The following is a 16,464-nucleotide window of genomic DNA, read 5'->3' on the forward strand; positions in this document are numbered from 1 at the left end:
TTGACCCTGTGTACGCACTGCCGATGATCGGGATGGACTCATGAAGCTCGCACTCTTTCTCACCTACGTGGCGATCGAAATAGCCGCCTTCGTGGGGCTCTGTTTCGCGATCGGTTTCGCGTGGACGGTGTTGCTGATGATCGCCACGGTGGTCCTGGGCTTCTGGTTGCTGCGCCGCCAGGGTGGCAAAGTTCTCGCCAACCTCCGGGCCGCCGGACAGAACGCGGCCGCCGGAGCGCCGGCCGGCCCCGCCGGTTCGGCAGCACCGGTCGCCGATACCGCGTTGCTGGCCGGTGCGACCATCGCCATGGTCGTGCCCGGCCTGGTCACCACCGTCATCGGTATCCTGTTGCTGCTCAAGCCGGTTCGATTGATCCTGCGCCCATTGGTGATCGCCGTCGGTACCCGTAAGGTCGTCGGCGCGATGGAGGGTTACGCCCGATACGGTCGCGGGATGGCCGGGGTCACGGTTGTCGACGGACAGGTGGTCGACACCACCTACCGTCCGGGCGACCACGACCCGACCCGCCGCCAACTGCCCAAGTCGCACCCCGACTTCTGAACCCCGGGCATCCCCGTCGGTAGCCCTGACAACAGCCCGCCACCGTTCGGCAGGCAGACTGGACGGTCGTGGAGAGTCAACTGCTGATCGGCGGGCACATCTATTCGCCGGTGGCCCCCGATGCAACTGCTATTGCAATCGAAGATGGTGTGGTCGTCTGGGTCGGTTCTGATCCGGTCGGTCGTGCGCTGCATCCCAAGGCAGAGGTCATAGAACTCGACGGGGCGCTGGTTGCACCCGCGTTCGTCGATTCTCACGTCCACCTCACGTCGACGGGGCTCGCGTTGCGCGGACTCGACCTCAGCGACGCGGTCAGCCGGGACGACTGCCTCGCGAGGCTGCGCCGCTACCACGCGGAACACACCGATACCGACCTCATCTGGGGGTTGGGCTGGGACGAGTCGACCTGGCCCGACGGCCACCCCTCGACGGCCGACATCGATGCCGTCGTCGGCGACCGGCCGGTCTATCTGGCGCGGATCGACGAACATTCCGCTGTCGCATCAACCGCCTTGCGGGTCCGCGCCGACGCGCTGACCGATGCCTTCGGATACGACCCGCAGGGCCCGGTGACCGCCGACGCCCACCATCGGGTGCGCGGCGCGGCGCGGGCGCTGCTCAGTACCGCCGGACGTGGTCGCGCCCAGCAGGCAGCACTCGACGATGCCGCCGCGAACGGGATCGTCGCCGTCCACGAAAACGGTGGACCCGACATCAGCGGACTCGACGACTTCCTCGCCCTGGCCGACCTGACCCACGATGTCGAGATCCGCCGCTACTGGGGTGCTGCGGTCACGAGCTCCGACGAGGCCAGGGCATTGCTGGAGGCCACCGGTGCCCACGCGCTCGGCGGCGATCTGTTCATCGATGGCGCGATCGGGTCGCACACCGCGTTGCTTCGCGAGCCGTACGTCGATGTCGACACCTGCGGTGTCGGCTATCTCGATGCCGAGACCGTGACCACCCATCTGCGCGCATGCACCGAGGCCGGCATCCAAGCCGGCTTCCATGTCATCGGAGATGGGGCGATGGACGTGCTCGCGCAGGCCGTTGCCGATGTGGCCGCCGAGGTCGGGGGACCGGCCCTGGCGCGGCTGGGCCACCGCATCGAACATGCCGAGATGGTCACCGCCGCGCAGGCCGCCACGCTGGCCGCGGGCGGGATGATCGCCAGCATGCAACCGATGTTCGACGCTCTCTGGGGTGGCCCGGGTCAGCTCTACGAACAGCGCCTGGGTGCCGAACGTGGTCGTTCGCTCAACAACTTCGCGCAACTCGCCAAAGCCGGCGTGGGCCTGTCCTTCAGTTCGGATGCCCCGGTGACGTCGATGCGCCCGTGGGCCGCCATCGCTGCGGCCGCCGATCACAACAATCCCACCAGCGCGATCTCGGTACGTGCAGCCTTCGCCGCCTCCACCCGCGGTGCCTGGCGGGCCGGCGGTCACCGCGACGGTGTTGCCGGGACGCTGGTTCCCGGTGCGCCTGCCGACTACGCGGTGTGGGAGGTCGAGGATCTGGTGGTCGTGGGCTCGGCCGATCCCAAGGTGGCCCGGTGGTCGACCGATCCGCGATCGCGGGTCCCGGCGCTGCCGGATCTGCGCCCCGGACGCAAACTCCCGGATTGTGTCCGGACCGTCCGCGGCGGACGAACGATCTACGATCGGGCCACCCGGTGACCTCTGGCACGGTTGAATCACGCGGATCGGCAGTCTCGGCCCGCGTCGGTGCTCTCGTCCGTACGCCACTGGTCCTACGGACCGTTGCCGCCGCAATCGGTGGCCTGTTGATGTGGGCGGCGTTCCCGCCGCGCGATCTCTGGTTTCTGGGCATCGCCTCTCTGATGGTGTTGGCGCTGTCGCTGAAGGACGTCACCCGGTACCGCGACGGCTTCTTGCACGGGTTCGCGTATGGGCTGGGGTTCTTCCTCCCGTTGCTGCCGTGGGTCGGCGTCTACGTCGGCCCGCTGCCCTGGGTGGCCCTGGCCGTGGTGATGTCGCTGTACACCGGCGTGTTCGGGGTCCTGGCCATCCGTCTGCTCGCACTGCCGGCCTGGCCGCTGTGGTTCGCGCTGGCGTGGGTCACCGTCGAATGGGCGCGGTCGTCGTTCCCCTTCGGCGGTTTCCCGTGGGGCCGCGCTGCTTTCGGTCAGCTCGGTGGTCCGATGGTGTCGCTGGCCTCGCTCGGCGGGGCGCCGTTGGTGTCGTTCTCCGTGGCGTTGACCGGTGCCGGCCTGGCGGCGGTGCTGCTGTGGGCCGCCACCGCGCCGCGGCAGTGGAATCGGCTGGTTCCGGCACTGATCATGACTCTGCTCACCCCGATCGTGGCCGCGTTCCTGTGGCCTTCCGTCGATGCGCGCAACAGTTCCGACAATCAGATCACCGTGGCCGCCATCCAGGGCAACGTTCCGCGCCTCGGTCTGGATTTCAACGACCAGCGACGCGCCGTCCTCGACAACCACGTGCGCGAGACCATGGCACTGGCCGCCGCGGTCCAGGCGGGTGAACAACCGCAGCCGGACATCGTGATCTGGCCCGAGAACGCCTCCGACATCGATCCCACGACCAATGAGGACGCCGCCGAGCAGATCACGATGGCGTCCATCGCCGTCGATGCCCCCATCCTCGTCGGAACGCTCATCCGAAATCCCGATGGCCGCCCCACGAACACCGTGTTGGTATGGGATGGGCGCGAGGCGTCGGACGGAACCCAGATCCAGGGTCGCTACGACAAGCAGATCATCCAGCCCTTCGGCGAATATCTGCCCTGGCGAAGCTTTTTCACGCATTTCTCGTCGTACGCGGAGTCGGCCGGCAACTTCAAGCCGGGCACCGGACCGGGTGTGGTGGACGTCGAGACCAACAGCGGCAAAACCGTGCGGGTCGGTGTGTCGACGTGCTGGGAGATCGCCTTCGACCGGTCGGCACGTAAGGCGGTCCTCTCGGGTGCGGAGTTCCTGTCGGTACCGACCAACAACGCCACTTTCGGACGCACGCAGATGACCTACCAGCAGCTGGCAATGTCACAGTTGCGGGCGATCGAGCACGGGCGGGCGGTGGTTGTCGCGGCGACGAGCGGTGTCAGCGCCATCGTCGCGCCGGACGGCCACACCACCGCACGCAGCGGGTTCTTCGAGCCGGCGATGTTGGTGGAGACGATTCCGCTTCATACCGACGAGACGGTGGCCACCACGGTCGGACCGTGGCCGGAGCGGCTGGCCGTACTCTTGACGGTCTGCGGATTTTTGGTCCTGGTGGTACAAGGCATTAGGTTACGGGGATGGTCAAAGGAGGAGCATGGTGACGGGGCCTGAGGACAACTCACGCACTACCGATCCGGTCGTGGGGGTGGACGGTGCGGGAACCCTGGTGATCATTCCGACCTTCAACGAGATCGAGAATCTGCCGCTGATCGTGAAGCGGCTCCAGGCGGTTCAGCCCGCGGCGCACGTCCTCATCGTGGACGACAGCAGCCCGGACGGCACCGGTGAACTCGCCGACGAACTGGCAGCCGCAGACGGTGACGGACGAATCCACGTCCTGCACCGCACTGTGAAGAACGGTCTGGGCGCCGCCTACATCGAGGGCTTCAAATGGGGTCTGGCCCGCGACTACGCGGTCCTGGTCGAGATGGACGCCGACGGCAGTCACGCTCCGGAGCAGCTGCACCGGCTGCTCGACCGGGTCAACGAGGGCGCTGATCTGGTCATCGGCTCGCGCTATGTACCGGGCGGCACCGTCGTGAACTGGCCCCGGCGCCGGGAGATCCTGTCCCGCGGGGGCAACATCTATTCACGGCTCGCGCTCGGTGTGTCGATCAAGGACATCACCGGCGGCTACCGCGCCTATCGCCGTCACGTCCTCGAGACGCTCGATCTCGGTGCCATCGAATCGCACGGCTACTGCTTCCAGGTGGATCTGGGCTGGCGCACGATCCGCGCCGGGTTCGATGTGGCCGAGGTGCCCATCACGTTCACCGAACGTGAGCTGGGGGAGTCGAAGATGAGCGGAAGCATCGTCCGGGAGGCCGCGTTCAAGGTGCCGCGCTGGGGCCTGACCCATCGCCTCGACAAGCTGCGGAAGAAGTAACCCCACCCGCCCAACAACAAACGAGCCACATATACGAAGACGAGCCACATATTTGTGGCTCGTCTTCGTATATGTGGCTCGTTTGCGTTTGAGCCGATCTGTCAGACCTCTAGCTGCTGGTGCCGCGACGGCGAGCCTTGAGGAGGTCGAGACGCTCGGTCAGGAGCACCTCGAGCTCTTCTTCGCTACGACGCTCGAGAAGCATGTCCCAGTGCGTGCGCGGCGGCTTGACCTTCTTCTCTTCGGTGACCGTACCTTCGAGAATTGTGCCTTCCATACCGTTCTTGCACGGCCATGTCGACGGGATCTCGGCTTCGTCGGAAAACGGAATATCGAAGATCTCGCCGTTGTCGGTGCGGTACTTCACCATGCGCCGCGGCGCGAGGTCATGATCGCGATCGGTCTCGTAGCTCACCGCTCCGAGGCGGCTGCCGCGTAGAACTCGATCTGCCATAACTACTATCCCTTCGTTGGATTACCTATCCATCTTACGCGTGTGTGCGGATGTCCTGCTAAGTTCCCCGCCGTCGTGCCGCAGACGGAGATCTGGTGGGTGGTGCCCCCCGGTGTGGTCGTCGGTGCGGAGTAACCTCACTGGTTATGGAACCCCAGGCCACAGCGTCTCGTCGCGGGACCGCACGCAACAATTGCGCGTGGTGTGGACGCGAGATCGTCGAGTCCGAGGTCGGCCGCCGCCGCAAGTACTGCAAGCAATCCTGTCGTCAGCGCGCATATGAACAACGCAATTTGGTCGCCGGAAGTTCCATCCCCGCAGATTCGGTGGTTCTCAGTGCCGGCGAGGCCGAGGATCTGATCGAACGCCTCTTCCGGCTACGGTGCGCCGCCGAGGACATCGCCACCGCTGTCGATGAAGATGCCGATCGCAGCGAGTTGGCGGAACTGGGTGCTGAACTGGTGGCGCTGGCCAAGGAAGCCGAGCGCTGGCGGTAGCTGCCGGCCGGTCAGCTCGGCGGTCCGGTGATCGACCGTGACTGGGCGCTGCGCAGGCTCTCCACGACCTGTTGGGCTGTCGCCGATTGCGGATCGAGCAGTTCGGCCGTGAGCGTCCACTCCAGGCCGACCCAGGGGTCGTGCGCCCGCGCATCTTCGGTCACCGGTAGCACGAGGGTGGTGTCGGCGATCGCGGCAACCAGTGGATCGCTGTCGTGTTCGTCGAGTGATCCGGCAAAGACGAACGACCATCCGAGACGGGTACCGCGATCGACAATGCGCAGGAGGCGGGCGAGGTCGGTCGGTTCCCAACCGAACGGCAGGTCCGCGATGACCACCACCCGGACACCGAAGTCGTCGTGGCCGCCCTGCGCATCGGTCCCGGCCTGCAACGACATCAAATTCAGATCTACGGCCGATTCGAGCACGTCCAGACGCGCACCGACCGCGTCGGGTGTGGTGACGGCCGGAGCGAGCATCACCGGCGCGAGCAGCTCGGTCAACGCGACCAGCTTGCCCGTCAGGTCGACGATGTCGACGGTCACATCGTCGTGGGACACCGAGGTGAAGGCGCGCGCGGCGGTCACCAGGCGCAAGGTCAGGGAGGTCACCACCGGCACCACCGATTGACCGTTCTCGAGCACCCACAGCGGGCTCGGGATCGGCGTCGGTACACAGAAGGGAAGTCGCAGCTCGCCCCGCTCCGGCGCGGAGAGCTCACCCAGTCGTAACCCGCTGCCGGTGTGCGCATCGGTTCGTGACCATGCACTCGACCGCCACGTCGCCATCGCCGGCGGAAGCTGGGGGTCCAGGGCAGCGAGTTCGGCCATCAGGAGCCGGGAATCGGAATCGAACCGCTCCTGCGCTGCGGCCACCAGGTCATCGCACCGTTTCTGTGCGGCTTCACGTAGGCGGGCCGTCGCCGGCGAGTTCCGCTGCGCCGGATCGGCCAACGTCTCGGCGAGTTCGCGATCGAGACGGTCGTGCGCAAATCCTTCAGACTGGACAAAGCCCGCAGCCGAGCGGGCAGCATCCTCGAAGATGGCGTGGGCGCGGGCGATGGCGGCCCCGTAGTCGGTTCCGAGCCGCACCATCTCGGGCGGCACATCGTCCGATTCGAACGCTGAAACAGGCTGGACTGCAGTGGTTTTTGATGCCGACGGGGCGGCGTCGTCGACCTCGACGCCGTGACTGGACAGCAATTCGGCAAGACCACCCTGGTACCCCTGGCCCAGCGCGCGAACCTTCCACTGACCGGCTCGCAGATACAACTCAAAGCAAAGCATCGCGTTTTCGCCATAGGTCGGTCGCAGGTTGAACCCGAACCCCGGACCCGGCCCAGCAGCGGTCAGTTCCGCGCGCAGCCCGGTGCCCGCGAGCTCGGCGGGGACGTCATCGAAGCCGACAGCGCACAGCACGCGGGCACCCGGACGCAGTGCGTCGAGGTCGATCGCCAACCGGCCGTCCGCCAGCGTGACACCGCGGGTTGCCGGCTGGTTGTAGAAGACGACATCGTCCGAGCCGAGCACCTGGAGACGGTCGTCGACGACGAGGCCGACGACATCGACCTCGAACCCCGTCGCCGCTACCGAAAACCTCAGCGCGTGTCCACCGGCCGGAGCGTTCTGACCGGCGACCAGCTCGTTCATCTGACGAAAGTTCCTCTCGGACCCGCACCCGGAGTGGGTCTACTTCATGAAGTCGTTCGACAGGAATCGCTGCAGCTGCGGCAAGGCCTCACCGGCGTGACGCGCGGTGATTCCCTCGCCGATGGCCTGAAGCTTCCAGGTTCCGCCTTCACGGAACACCTTGGCCATCACCACACCCGTGAACGGCATTCCACCGGCAAGCGTGTACCGGGCCAACTCGGAGTTGGTCGTCTGGTCCAGCAGACGGCAGAACGCGTTGTCGACCTGCTCGAACGTCTGGCCCTGGTAGGACGTGACGATGAAGATGAGCGCATTCACGTGCACCGGTACGCGGGTCAGATCAACGGTGACCACTTCGTCGTCACCTTCGCCTGCTCCGGTGAGGTTGTCACCGAGGTGGCGGATCGAACCGTCTTTCGACGTCAGCTGACCGTAGTAGACAACGTCGGCAGCCTGCGTATCGGCGAACATGACGACCGACGCGTCCAGATCGATGTCTGCGCTGCGGTTACCGAACCGCTTCTTCACCACAACGGGATCCCAACCGAGGCCCATCTGGATGTTGGTGAGCGCAACCCCGCCGTCCTTGTTCAGCGAAACCCGTTGGCCCTTGGTCAAACTGACCGGGTGGCCTTTCCTCAGGCTGACCTCCGGCCGGCCGGCCGGTGCTGCCGGCTGCGCAGGAGGTGCGGAGGGCGCGGCCGGAGCCGATGGCTGGGACGGATAACTCGGCGCCGGGGCGGCCTGCGGCCGCGAGTAGCTGGGCGCCGGTGCGGCCGGGGCCGGGGGTGCCGGAGCGGCAGCGGGTGGGGCAGGCGGTGCCGGCGCATCGTCCACGGACACACCGTGGTCGGTGACCAACGCCGCGAAACCACCGGCGTAGCCCTGACCGACAGCGCGGACCTTCCAGTCGCCGCCGCGGCGATAGACCTCGAGCGCGATCACGATCGACTCACTGGCCAGACCCTCGATGCGGTATTCGTACAGCGGCTGCCCACCGGACAGCACCCGCGCGACGGGGGGAGCGATCGCACCGAACGTCCCGTTCTCGAGGGTGATCACCGCTCGGACCTGGGCGATGTCGGCCGGAATCGAACCCAACGCGATCGACAGGGTGCCGATACCGGAACCCGTCTGCAGGGTCACACCTGGACCCGAGGGCTGGTTGAAGAACACGAAATCGGCGTCTGTCCGGACCTTGCCGCTGTCGGTGACGAGCAACGCCGAGAGGTCACCTGCCGCCGCAAGATCGACGGCGATGTCCACCGTCGATGCGTTGAGCGGACCGTTCTGCCCCTTGACCAGTGTTGTTGTCATCACCTGTGCCCTTCGTTGGGTATTGATTCGATGGCCCCGTCCACGCCTGTCGGCGCGTTGGACGGCATGTCCGGTTTAACGGCTCCCACCATTGTGCCTGCCCGCCCCACCAGCCAGTCCAGCATCTCCTCCGAAGCGGCCAGACCCCGTCCGCTGGTGATCGCGACATTCGGGTGCTGCCAGCCGAGTTCCTCCAGCTCACCGTGCCGAGGCCGGATCGCGGCGTCGGCCCCGACCAGGATCGGCTGATCCAACACGCCGTCCCCGGCCGCCAAGCTGATGTGAGGCCACACCGCCATCCGTCTGCGCACCTCCTGAACAGCCAGGTGCTTGGTGACCGGGTTGGGCATGACATACACCTTTCGGCCCTGCCGTGAGACATTCCAGCCCACTTCGGCCGCCCAACTCGCCCACGCCGGCACGACATCCGGTGGCAGCAGGTCGAGTTCGACGACCGCGTAACAAAACAGTCCATCGGCGATCCGGAGCGTGCGTAGCCAGGGGGAGCCGTGTGCATCGACGTTCAATCGCGCATGGACATCCTCGACCCCGGCACCCAGCTGACCCAGCAACCCGGCGACGTGCGCAGCCCAGGCCGCGTCGGGCCGCCCGTCGACCAGGATGTTCCCACCGTTACTCGTGATCGCGAACTCGGTTGTACCCATGGGTAGTTCGATGCGCCGGAACTGCTCGATGGTCCTGGTTGTCGTCGGTACCACCTGCGCGATGCGGTCCAGTTCGAGTAGCAAGGCGATCGACGCCTCCGACATGTATGACTGCGGCTTTCCCTGGTACAGCTCCACACAACGCGCCGCAGCCAGCAGCTGCCCTGCGCGCGAGGGGTCCGCGGCGCCCTGCGTGATCGCGTTCGCGGAATAGATCAGCGTCCGATCCATGTCCAACGCCACCAATGCCGGTGAGGTGGGCACCGCCGGGAGACAACCGCTCACATGACCTCTTTCACCAGGCCCACGGCGCTGTACGCCAGCTCCGGGACCACCTCCACGGGCACCGATCGAGCCTCGGCGAGTGCTCGGATGTGTTCGTGCGCGGGATCATCGGCGTCCTGGACCAGGACCCGCCATGGCACCCGGCGCAGGAGAACCCGGGTGGTCTCACCGACGCCGGGTTTCACGAAGTTCACCGACGAGATCCCGTACTGCTCGCGAATGGCCTCGACGGAGCGCCATCCCGACCAGGTCGGGGATCGGTCCGACGACACGATGTCCGCGAGCCGTGCCGCGGCTTCGGTTGCAGCTGAGTCGAAATGGGCAGTGACCGCATCCAGCAACACGGCCGACACGTCCTGCCCGATCAGTTCCGAGTAGAATTTCGCCCCATGGAAATCATCGGGTCCGATGAGTTCATCGTTCAACACAGTTCGCGAAACCAGGCCCGACACAGTCGAATTCAGGCAGGCGGAGGCGATGAGGAAGTCGTCGCGGGTCCCGTATGTACGAACGCACGCACCCGGATCGGCAAGCACCGCCAGATCGGGGTTGAAACGGGGGCCGCCGGCCTGGGCGAGTTCGTCCAGCGCGGCGGCGAGCTCTCGGGTGATCGCACCTTTGCCGGTCCAGCCGTCGACGAAGACCACCTTCTGCGGATCGTGATGTGCCGCCAGATATCTCATCGCGTTGGCGTCGATTCCACGGTCGCGGACAATCGAGACCGCATAGTGCGGCAGTTCCACGCCGTGATGATGGCGAGCCCATCGGCGCATCAGGACACCGACCGGCGTACCGGCGCGGGCGAGTGAGGCCAGCACCACGTCGTTTCCGCGCTCGGCGAGCACCAGATCGGTGACCGCTCCCACCGCGACCGCCAGGCGATGCGCACTCTCGTCGAGAACTCGATGGAAGAGTTCCTGGTAGGCCGCGTCGGGCTGGAACTCGACCGGCAGCGTTTCGGCGTAGTGCGCGAGCCCGGCCTGGATCCGCTGTTCGCGGGAGGCGACGTCGGCTTCGAGAGCCACCTGAGACAGATCCTTGAGGAGCCACCGCACCTCGTCGGGGGCGTAGCTGCCGAAGTCCGGCCCCACCAGTGGGACACCGAATCCGGCTTCTGGTTGCACGCTCATCGCTGCCCTCGCCTGGCCTGCAGAGCCCGGTAATCGGTGCCGGGAACGATCACCGCGAAGACGTCGTCGCCACCGGCACGCAGTGTTTCGACCAGCCCGCCCGCCGCGGTCAGTGTGGGTGTGTCCGCTGGGGAATCGAGCACGACGACAAGCTGGGACCCGGGGTGCTCCCGGGTTGCGTTGTACAGGAAGCGATCCGTTGCCACATCGGACTCGGGTGCATCGAAGCGATAGCCACGACGCAACGGATAGCCGCCGTGATCGATGACGTGTGCGGGGGAGCGGGTGGTGGTCTGACTCAGGACGGGGCCGTCCAGTATCGAGGACAGCTCACCGGCGATCCGCTGAGGCAGATACATCAATTCCTCATGCCCGATGACGATCACCGGGCGCGCCGCGTCCAGCGCCGCGGCCACCTGTGTGGTCAGCACGGTCACGGCCTGATCGAACTCGACCCAATCGCTGTGGTCGAAGCCATATCGCCCACCATCGGGAATGTGCTGCGGCCACGACACGTCCAGCCGCACGAACCGGCCCGGACGCCCGGCCTGATGCAGCGGCCCGGGCGGGAGCGCCACAACCTGCGCGGGCAGGTCCTCGGGAATGCTCGTGACACCCTGCGCCAGACTGATGAAGTCGATGTCGATGCCCAGCTCTTCGGCCCGTTCCCGGCACCGAGCCACATCGCCATCGGTGCGCATGTCGACCAGCGACGCCACGACGTACAGCGACCGATGATGGATTTCCTGCATCGACCTGATGGCGTCGAGCGCCGTGGCCCCGGTGGAGATCTCGTCGTCGACGAGCACCACCGGAAGGTCGGTGAGCAGGCTCTGAGAATCGGTCGGGACGACCAGATGGTCGGTCGCGTGTGAGTGGCCTTCTTCGAAACGGGCGACGACCGGCACATGTGATTCGCTGCGCCGCGTGGACTGCAGATAATGTCCGGCACGCATCCGGTGAGCGACCGCATGCCCCAAACCGGTTGCCGTCTCGGCAAATCCGAATACCAGCGCATCGTCGGCACCACGCGCGTGCAACGCCGAGGTCGCCAGCTCACCGAGTTCCCCGGCGGCGGCGAAGATCACCTCCGGTGAGACCGGGATGTGTTTGCCCAGCACCGTCGACACCCAGAGATGAGCACGTTTGGGATTGCGGCGCAGGCCCGGTCGGACGAGATCCTCGACCCGCCGGCCACGATGGCCGCTGACATGTTCGGCACGCAGACCGAACTCAGATGTCGCGTACGGCACGGTGGGGGTGACGACCGCCCGGTTGTCGGTGTCGCTCACGGCTCCACCACCGAGGCCAACAGGTCCACAACGCCGATCTCCGGCTGCAGGACGCCGAATGCCTGGGCCCGGACAAGCGTTTTCGCTGCCCACGCACGATGGGGGCGACGCTCATTCATCTTGTTCCGATAGATCGAGGGTTCCACTCCGCCGGAGTCATCGACACCGAGTACCGCCACCGCGTCGACGTATTCCTCGTGCGAGACCGCACTCATCGCATGCACGACGTTGACGTGGGACGGATGGATGACGGTCTTGCCCTGCAGGCCGTTCGCATGGTCGAGCACCAGCTCCCGCAGCAGTCCGTCGAGGTCTCGACTGACCAGATGGGTGCGGAACCTCACGGCGTCGATCTGCTCGAATGGGGTGTGTCGCAACAACGGCCGGAACATCCGCTCATGGGTGTTGTAGTACTCCCACACCGGTCCGGTGATCGTGTAGCCGGTGCCATCGGCCCGTCCCAAGACGTTGACGATTGCCCCGATCACCTCGGCGACCGGTTGCACATCATAGATGGTCAGGTCGGGATCGCGCCGGATCCCGAGCGCGCCACACATATCGGTGCCACCGATCCGGACGGCGAGGACCTTGTCCCGGTGCCTGGCCAGCAGGTCCCGAATACTGCTCAGCGCATACATCCTGGTTTCCAGGTGCAGCACCGACGTCGACTCGATGATCGGCATCGCGTACAACATCCGGCCCGCCTGGGCCGCCGCGCCGTCGATCCGACTCAGGTAGTCGGCCCCGGTGACGGCGGTGAACTTCGGCAACACGAATCCGGCGAGCGCATCGATTCCGCGTCCGAGCCGGCTGACCAGCTCATCGATCTGTTCGGCGTTGCGAACCCGAACGAAGAGCAACGGCGCATTCGCCGCGTGGTCGGCGAGATGATCGAGTGCCTCCACCAGATTTGTCATGGCGGCATGAACCCGATGGTCCGCGACCGCGTCTTCGAGGTCTATGACCATCGACGTCGAGCCGTCACGGCCCTGTCGCAGGATCAGCTCGGCCAGCCGGTCCCGAATCGCCGGAATGTATAGGGTCGCTCCGATCGCGACGCTGAGCAATTCCGGCCCGGCGTCCGCGTCGATCGTCTCGGGGAACAAATGGAACAGTCTTTCGCGTTCGACGTCATCCAGGGCGGCGAAGTGCTGGATTCGATTGGCGCCGTGCACTGTTCCACCAGAGTCCGTCTTCTGTTCATCCACTTTCCCGGTGCGGCCCCCGTCGCCGCCGGAGATGGCCTGTTCGATCATCAGCGCCGTGCCTCATCCTTCATTTTGTTCACGACTCCGGTCACGAAGTCAGAGATGGCTCGCAGGTCGACCAGATAGCCCCAGTAGTCGGGGTGCCGCCCGGTCAATGCGGCAACAGCGCGATCCACGCGCAGCACTTGCGCGTCGAGCACCGAACCCCATTGTTTGACCAATCCCAGGTTCACTGCAAGCAGTTGTGCATCACGTATCTGAAAACGAACTCTACCTGCGGCCGCCGAAGGGTCCTGCTGGACCACCCGAAGTTCATTCAATCGGTCGGTGACCCCGTCGACCAGTTGCTCGGCGTCGGCGAGCACCGCACGGGCCCGCGTGATCGCAGCCAGCGACGCTTCCGGATCGGATGCGAGTTCGATTGCCGCGGTATCTATTTCAGCTTCGGCCCGCTGAAGATCCGCGGCGCTCCGCTGGTCGTCGCCGATCAGATCCGCCGAACATGCCGCACTGAACTCCCTCAGGAGAGCCGAGTACGCCTCTGGCATACGGGCGCTGCGATTGCGGACCGCCGCCAGCCGCGTCCGCACCGATGCCAGCGCCGCGCGCGCCTGGCCCTCCTTGCCCGGCGCCTCGGCGATCGCCTGCTGCAACTTCTCGATCGCCGCCGTCATCGCGGCGGTGCTCGCCTGCAACTCGGCACGATCACCACCCTGGGACACCTGGAGCTGCGCGGCCTCGAGCCGGTCCTGTGCTTGATCGAACTGTGCCACAGCAGTTTTGACGGAACCGTAACCCAGCTGGTTGGCCGTCAGGTTACCGAGTTGGTCCACGAGACGGTCGGACTCCCGGCGAACCCGGATGGCCTCGTCCGGAATGGCCGCGTATGCCGTCCTGGCGTGTTCGACCTGGGTCGAGTTCTGCTCATAGAAGCGGTCCAACCGCTGGATGGATTTGGTGATCCGCTCGGACGTCTGCTGGTAGTCGGCCAGCGAAGCAGTGGCATCGGGATCGCTGAGCGCCAGATACTGATTGATGGTCTCGTAGCAGTCATCCCGGATCGGGGCGAAGGATCGGATCAGCTCGGGGGACAGGCCCAGGGCGGCTGCGGCGTCGACACCGTCGGCCAAGATGGACAGCCGCTGATCGAGTTCCAGGAACCCGGCAACCATGTCATTGCGGGCACGGGTCAGAACGTCGGTGGACCCGCCACCGACGTCACGGCTATCTCGTCGAAACCAGCGCCCGGCCACACGCGCATCCTACTGGGAGCGGCGACAATCGCCGCCTGTTGCGGTCGACTTCGGCGGTCAATGCGCCCGCTGTCATTCGATTCGCGCATAGATCACGCAAAAATGTGCAGGTAAGGGAGCGGACTGTCCCAACCATGTCCACATTCACGTACGGTTGACCACAAGGCTCGTGCTCCGCGCCAGCATTTGGCATGGAGCCGGCTCTACTCAACTTATGAATCAACCTCAGGAAGGTACTGACATGGGCGTCAGCTTGAGCAAGGGCGGCAACGTCTCTTTGACAAAAGAGGCACCGAATCTGACCGCAGTGGCGGTCGGACTCGGCTGGGACATCCGTTCCACCACCGGCGCAGACTTCGACCTTGATGCCAGCGCCATCGCCGCCGGAGCCGACAAGAAGGTCATCTCCGATCAGCACTTCATCTTCTTCAACAACCTGCGGTCGCCGGATGGATCGATCGAGCACACCGGTGACAACACCACCGGTGAGGGCGAAGGCGACGACGAGGTCATCAACGTCGACCTGTCGGCGGTCCCGCCGAACATCGAATCAGTGGTCTTCCCCGTCTCGATCTACGACGCCGATTCGCGCTCGCAGTCGTTCGGGCAGGTCCGCAACGCTTACATTCGCGTGACCGACCGCTCCAACGGCACCGAACTCGCCCGCTACGACTTGTCCGAGGACGCGTCCACCGAAACCGCCATGGTGTTCGGCGAGCTGTACCGCAACGGTGCGGAGTGGAAGTTCCGCGCCATCGGCCAGGGCTACGCCTCCGGACTCGCGGGCATCGCTCGCGACTACGGCGTCAACGTCTGATCGACCGACCGGCGAGTAGATAACTGAAGTCGTATGATTCAGCACTATCGCGGAACCTTCCGGGGTTCCGCGATAGTGCTGTTGACACGTAAGAGCAAGAATTAAGGAGCAGGTGTGGTCATCCGCACATTCGGGATTTCGATCCTCGTCACGATCGTCTCGTTGGGCGTTGCATTCCTCTACGGGGGTTGGACCGCACTGGCCCTCTGCCTGATCCTCGGAATCCTCGAGGTGTCGCTGTCATTCGACAATGCGGTCATCAATGCGACCGTGCTCGAGAAGATGAGTGAGTTCTGGCAGAAGATCTTCCTCACCATCGGCATCCTCATCGCCGTTTTCGGCATGCGCCTGCTGTTCCCGCTGCTGATCGTCTGGGTCACGGCCGGTCTGAATCCGGTTGAAGCCTTTGATCTGGCCATGAACGTGCCGGAGGAGGGCTCCGGTAAGGAATCGTATGAAGAGATCCTCACCGCTGCGCATCCGCAGATCGCGGCGTTCGGCGGCATGTTCCTGTTCATGCTCTTCCTCAACTTCATCCTCGAGGACAACGAGATCAAGTGGCTGACCTGGCTCGAGAAGCCACTGGCCACAATCGGCAGGCTCGATCAGCTCGCCGTCGTCATCTCCGGTGGCAGCCTGGTACTGATCGCGGAGTTCCTCGCCCCCGACGACCAGCGGGCAACGGTGATGGTCGCCGGTGTCCTGGGCATCATCACCTACATCGCGGTCAACAGTCTCGGCGAGTTGTTCCACACCGATGAACTCACGGCCGAACACGAACAGGCCGAGAAGTCCGGCGGTCCCACCGACCTGGCGAAGGCGACCGGTAAAGCCGGCTTCTTCCTCTTTCTCTACCTCGAGGTCCTCGACGCGTCGTTCTCGTTCGACGGTGTCATCGGCGCGTTCGCGATCACTGCCGACCCGATCATCATCGCCCTGGGTCTGGGCTTCATCGGAGCGATGTTCGTCCGTTCCATCACGGTGTACCTGGTCCGTGCCGGCACGCTCTCGGAGTACCGCTACCTCGAACACGGCGCTCACTGGGCCATTGGCGCGCTCGCTGCGATCCTGTTCTTCTCGATCAAGTGGCACATCAACGAGATCATCACCGGCCTGGTAGGCGTGGCCTTCATCGGGGCGGCGGCGTTGTCGAGTATCTACGCCAACCGCCGCGACGACGCGAACGGTGCCGACTCGGACAGCCCCGAGAAGGATGTGGCCACAACCAGCTAGTTCCAGAGTCGGCCGGA

15 protein-coding genes are annotated in these 16,464 nt (G+C 65.4%); 7 read left to right on the forward strand and 8 right to left on the reverse strand.

Translation table 11 applies throughout. The annotated features are described in order from the left end of the window. Window positions 1-40 precede the first annotated feature (40 nt). From AC51GT_RS06925 to AC51GT_RS06940, 4 genes are all read left to right on the forward strand, one after another. Entirely contained in the window at window positions 41-562 is a 522-nt protein-coding gene (locus tag AC51GT_RS06925; RefSeq protein ID WP_496325549.1) for an FxsA family protein, read from the forward strand. A 68-nt stretch (window positions 563-630) separates the two neighbouring features. After that, complete coding sequence (locus AC51GT_RS06930; protein ID WP_496328272.1) at window positions 631-2,238, forward strand: amidohydrolase; 1,608 nt, start codon at window positions 631-633, stop codon at window positions 2,236-2,238. After that, window positions 2,235-3,872 (forward strand): apolipoprotein N-acyltransferase, encoded by a 1,638-nt coding sequence (lnt, locus tag AC51GT_RS06935; protein WP_496328273.1) that lies wholly within the window; start codon window positions 2,235-2,237, stop codon window positions 3,870-3,872. The genes AC51GT_RS06930 and lnt overlap by 4 nt, the downstream gene beginning before the upstream one ends. After that, window positions 3,856-4,647, forward strand: a complete 792-nt coding sequence (locus tag AC51GT_RS06940; RefSeq protein WP_496325552.1) for a polyprenol monophosphomannose synthase — start codon at window positions 3,856-3,858, stop codon at window positions 4,645-4,647. The genes lnt and AC51GT_RS06940 overlap by 17 nt, the downstream gene beginning before the upstream one ends. 109 nt (window positions 4,648-4,756) lie before the next feature. Here AC51GT_RS06940 and AC51GT_RS06945 read toward each other — a convergent pair whose 3' ends face one another. Then, window positions 4,757-5,101 (reverse strand): RNA polymerase-binding protein RbpA, encoded by a 345-nt coding sequence (locus AC51GT_RS06945; RefSeq protein ID WP_496325553.1) that lies wholly within the window; start codon window positions 5,099-5,101, stop codon window positions 4,757-4,759. Between the two features lie 146 nt (window positions 5,102-5,247). On the opposite strand from AC51GT_RS06945, the gene AC51GT_RS06950 reads away from it, so the two are divergent. Further along, the gene (locus AC51GT_RS06950; RefSeq protein WP_496325554.1) at window positions 5,248-5,598 is read left to right on the forward strand and encodes a hypothetical protein; all 351 of its coding nucleotides are present in this window, start codon (window positions 5,248-5,250) and stop codon (window positions 5,596-5,598) included. An 11-nt stretch (window positions 5,599-5,609) separates the two neighbouring features. Here AC51GT_RS06950 and AC51GT_RS06955 read toward each other — a convergent pair whose 3' ends face one another. From AC51GT_RS06955 to AC51GT_RS06985, 7 genes are read right to left on the reverse strand one after another with little or no spacing between them, the layout of a single operon-like run. Continuing rightward, window positions 5,610-7,247 carry a TerD family protein gene (locus AC51GT_RS06955; RefSeq protein ID WP_496328274.1) on the reverse strand — a complete coding sequence of 546 codons (1,638 nt, stop codon included), beginning with the start codon at window positions 7,245-7,247 and terminating at the stop codon, window positions 5,610-5,612. 39 nt (window positions 7,248-7,286) lie between these two features. Continuing rightward, window positions 7,287-8,564: a TerD family protein gene (locus AC51GT_RS06960; protein WP_496328275.1), complete on the reverse strand. Its 1,278-nt coding sequence runs from the start codon at window positions 8,562-8,564 to the stop codon at window positions 7,287-7,289. After that, window positions 8,564-9,493 carry an HAD family hydrolase gene (locus tag AC51GT_RS06965; protein WP_496328276.1) on the reverse strand — a complete coding sequence of 310 codons (930 nt, stop codon included), beginning with the start codon at window positions 9,491-9,493 and terminating at the stop codon, window positions 8,564-8,566. Before AC51GT_RS06965 ends, AC51GT_RS06960 begins: the two co-directional genes overlap by 1 nt. Window positions 9,494-9,510: 17 nt before the next feature. Then, window positions 9,511-10,644, reverse strand: coding sequence for a cysteine protease StiP family protein (locus tag AC51GT_RS06970; RefSeq protein ID WP_496328277.1), 1,134 nt, complete (start codon window positions 10,642-10,644; stop codon window positions 9,511-9,513). Next, window positions 10,641-11,936 (reverse strand): phosphoribosyltransferase family protein, encoded by a 1,296-nt coding sequence (locus AC51GT_RS06975; RefSeq protein WP_496328278.1) that lies wholly within the window; start codon window positions 11,934-11,936, stop codon window positions 10,641-10,643. The genes AC51GT_RS06970 and AC51GT_RS06975 overlap by 4 nt, the downstream gene beginning before the upstream one ends. Next, on the reverse strand, window positions 11,933-13,192 hold the full coding sequence (locus AC51GT_RS06980; protein WP_496325560.1) for an HpcH/HpaI aldolase/citrate lyase family protein: 1,260 nt from the start codon (window positions 13,190-13,192) through the stop codon (window positions 11,933-11,935). Before AC51GT_RS06980 ends, AC51GT_RS06975 begins: the two co-directional genes overlap by 4 nt. Beyond that, complete coding sequence (locus tag AC51GT_RS06985) at window positions 13,192-14,397, reverse strand: hypothetical protein (protein ID WP_496328279.1); 1,206 nt, start codon at window positions 14,395-14,397, stop codon at window positions 13,192-13,194. Before AC51GT_RS06985 ends, AC51GT_RS06980 begins: the two co-directional genes overlap by 1 nt. A 241-nt stretch (window positions 14,398-14,638) precedes the next feature. Here AC51GT_RS06985 and AC51GT_RS06990 point away from each other — a divergent pair, with 241 nt between their 5' ends. Next, entirely contained in the window at window positions 14,639-15,214 is a 576-nt protein-coding gene (locus AC51GT_RS06990; protein ID WP_496325562.1) for a TerD family protein, read from the forward strand. Window positions 15,215-15,328: 114 nt separating this feature from the next. Beyond that, entirely contained in the window at window positions 15,329-16,447 is a 1,119-nt protein-coding gene (locus AC51GT_RS06995) for a DUF475 domain-containing protein (protein ID WP_496325563.1), read from the forward strand. The last annotated feature ends 17 nt before the right edge of the window (window positions 16,448-16,464 follow it).

The sequence above is a fragment of the Williamsia sp. z34 genome, assembly GCF_059553395.1.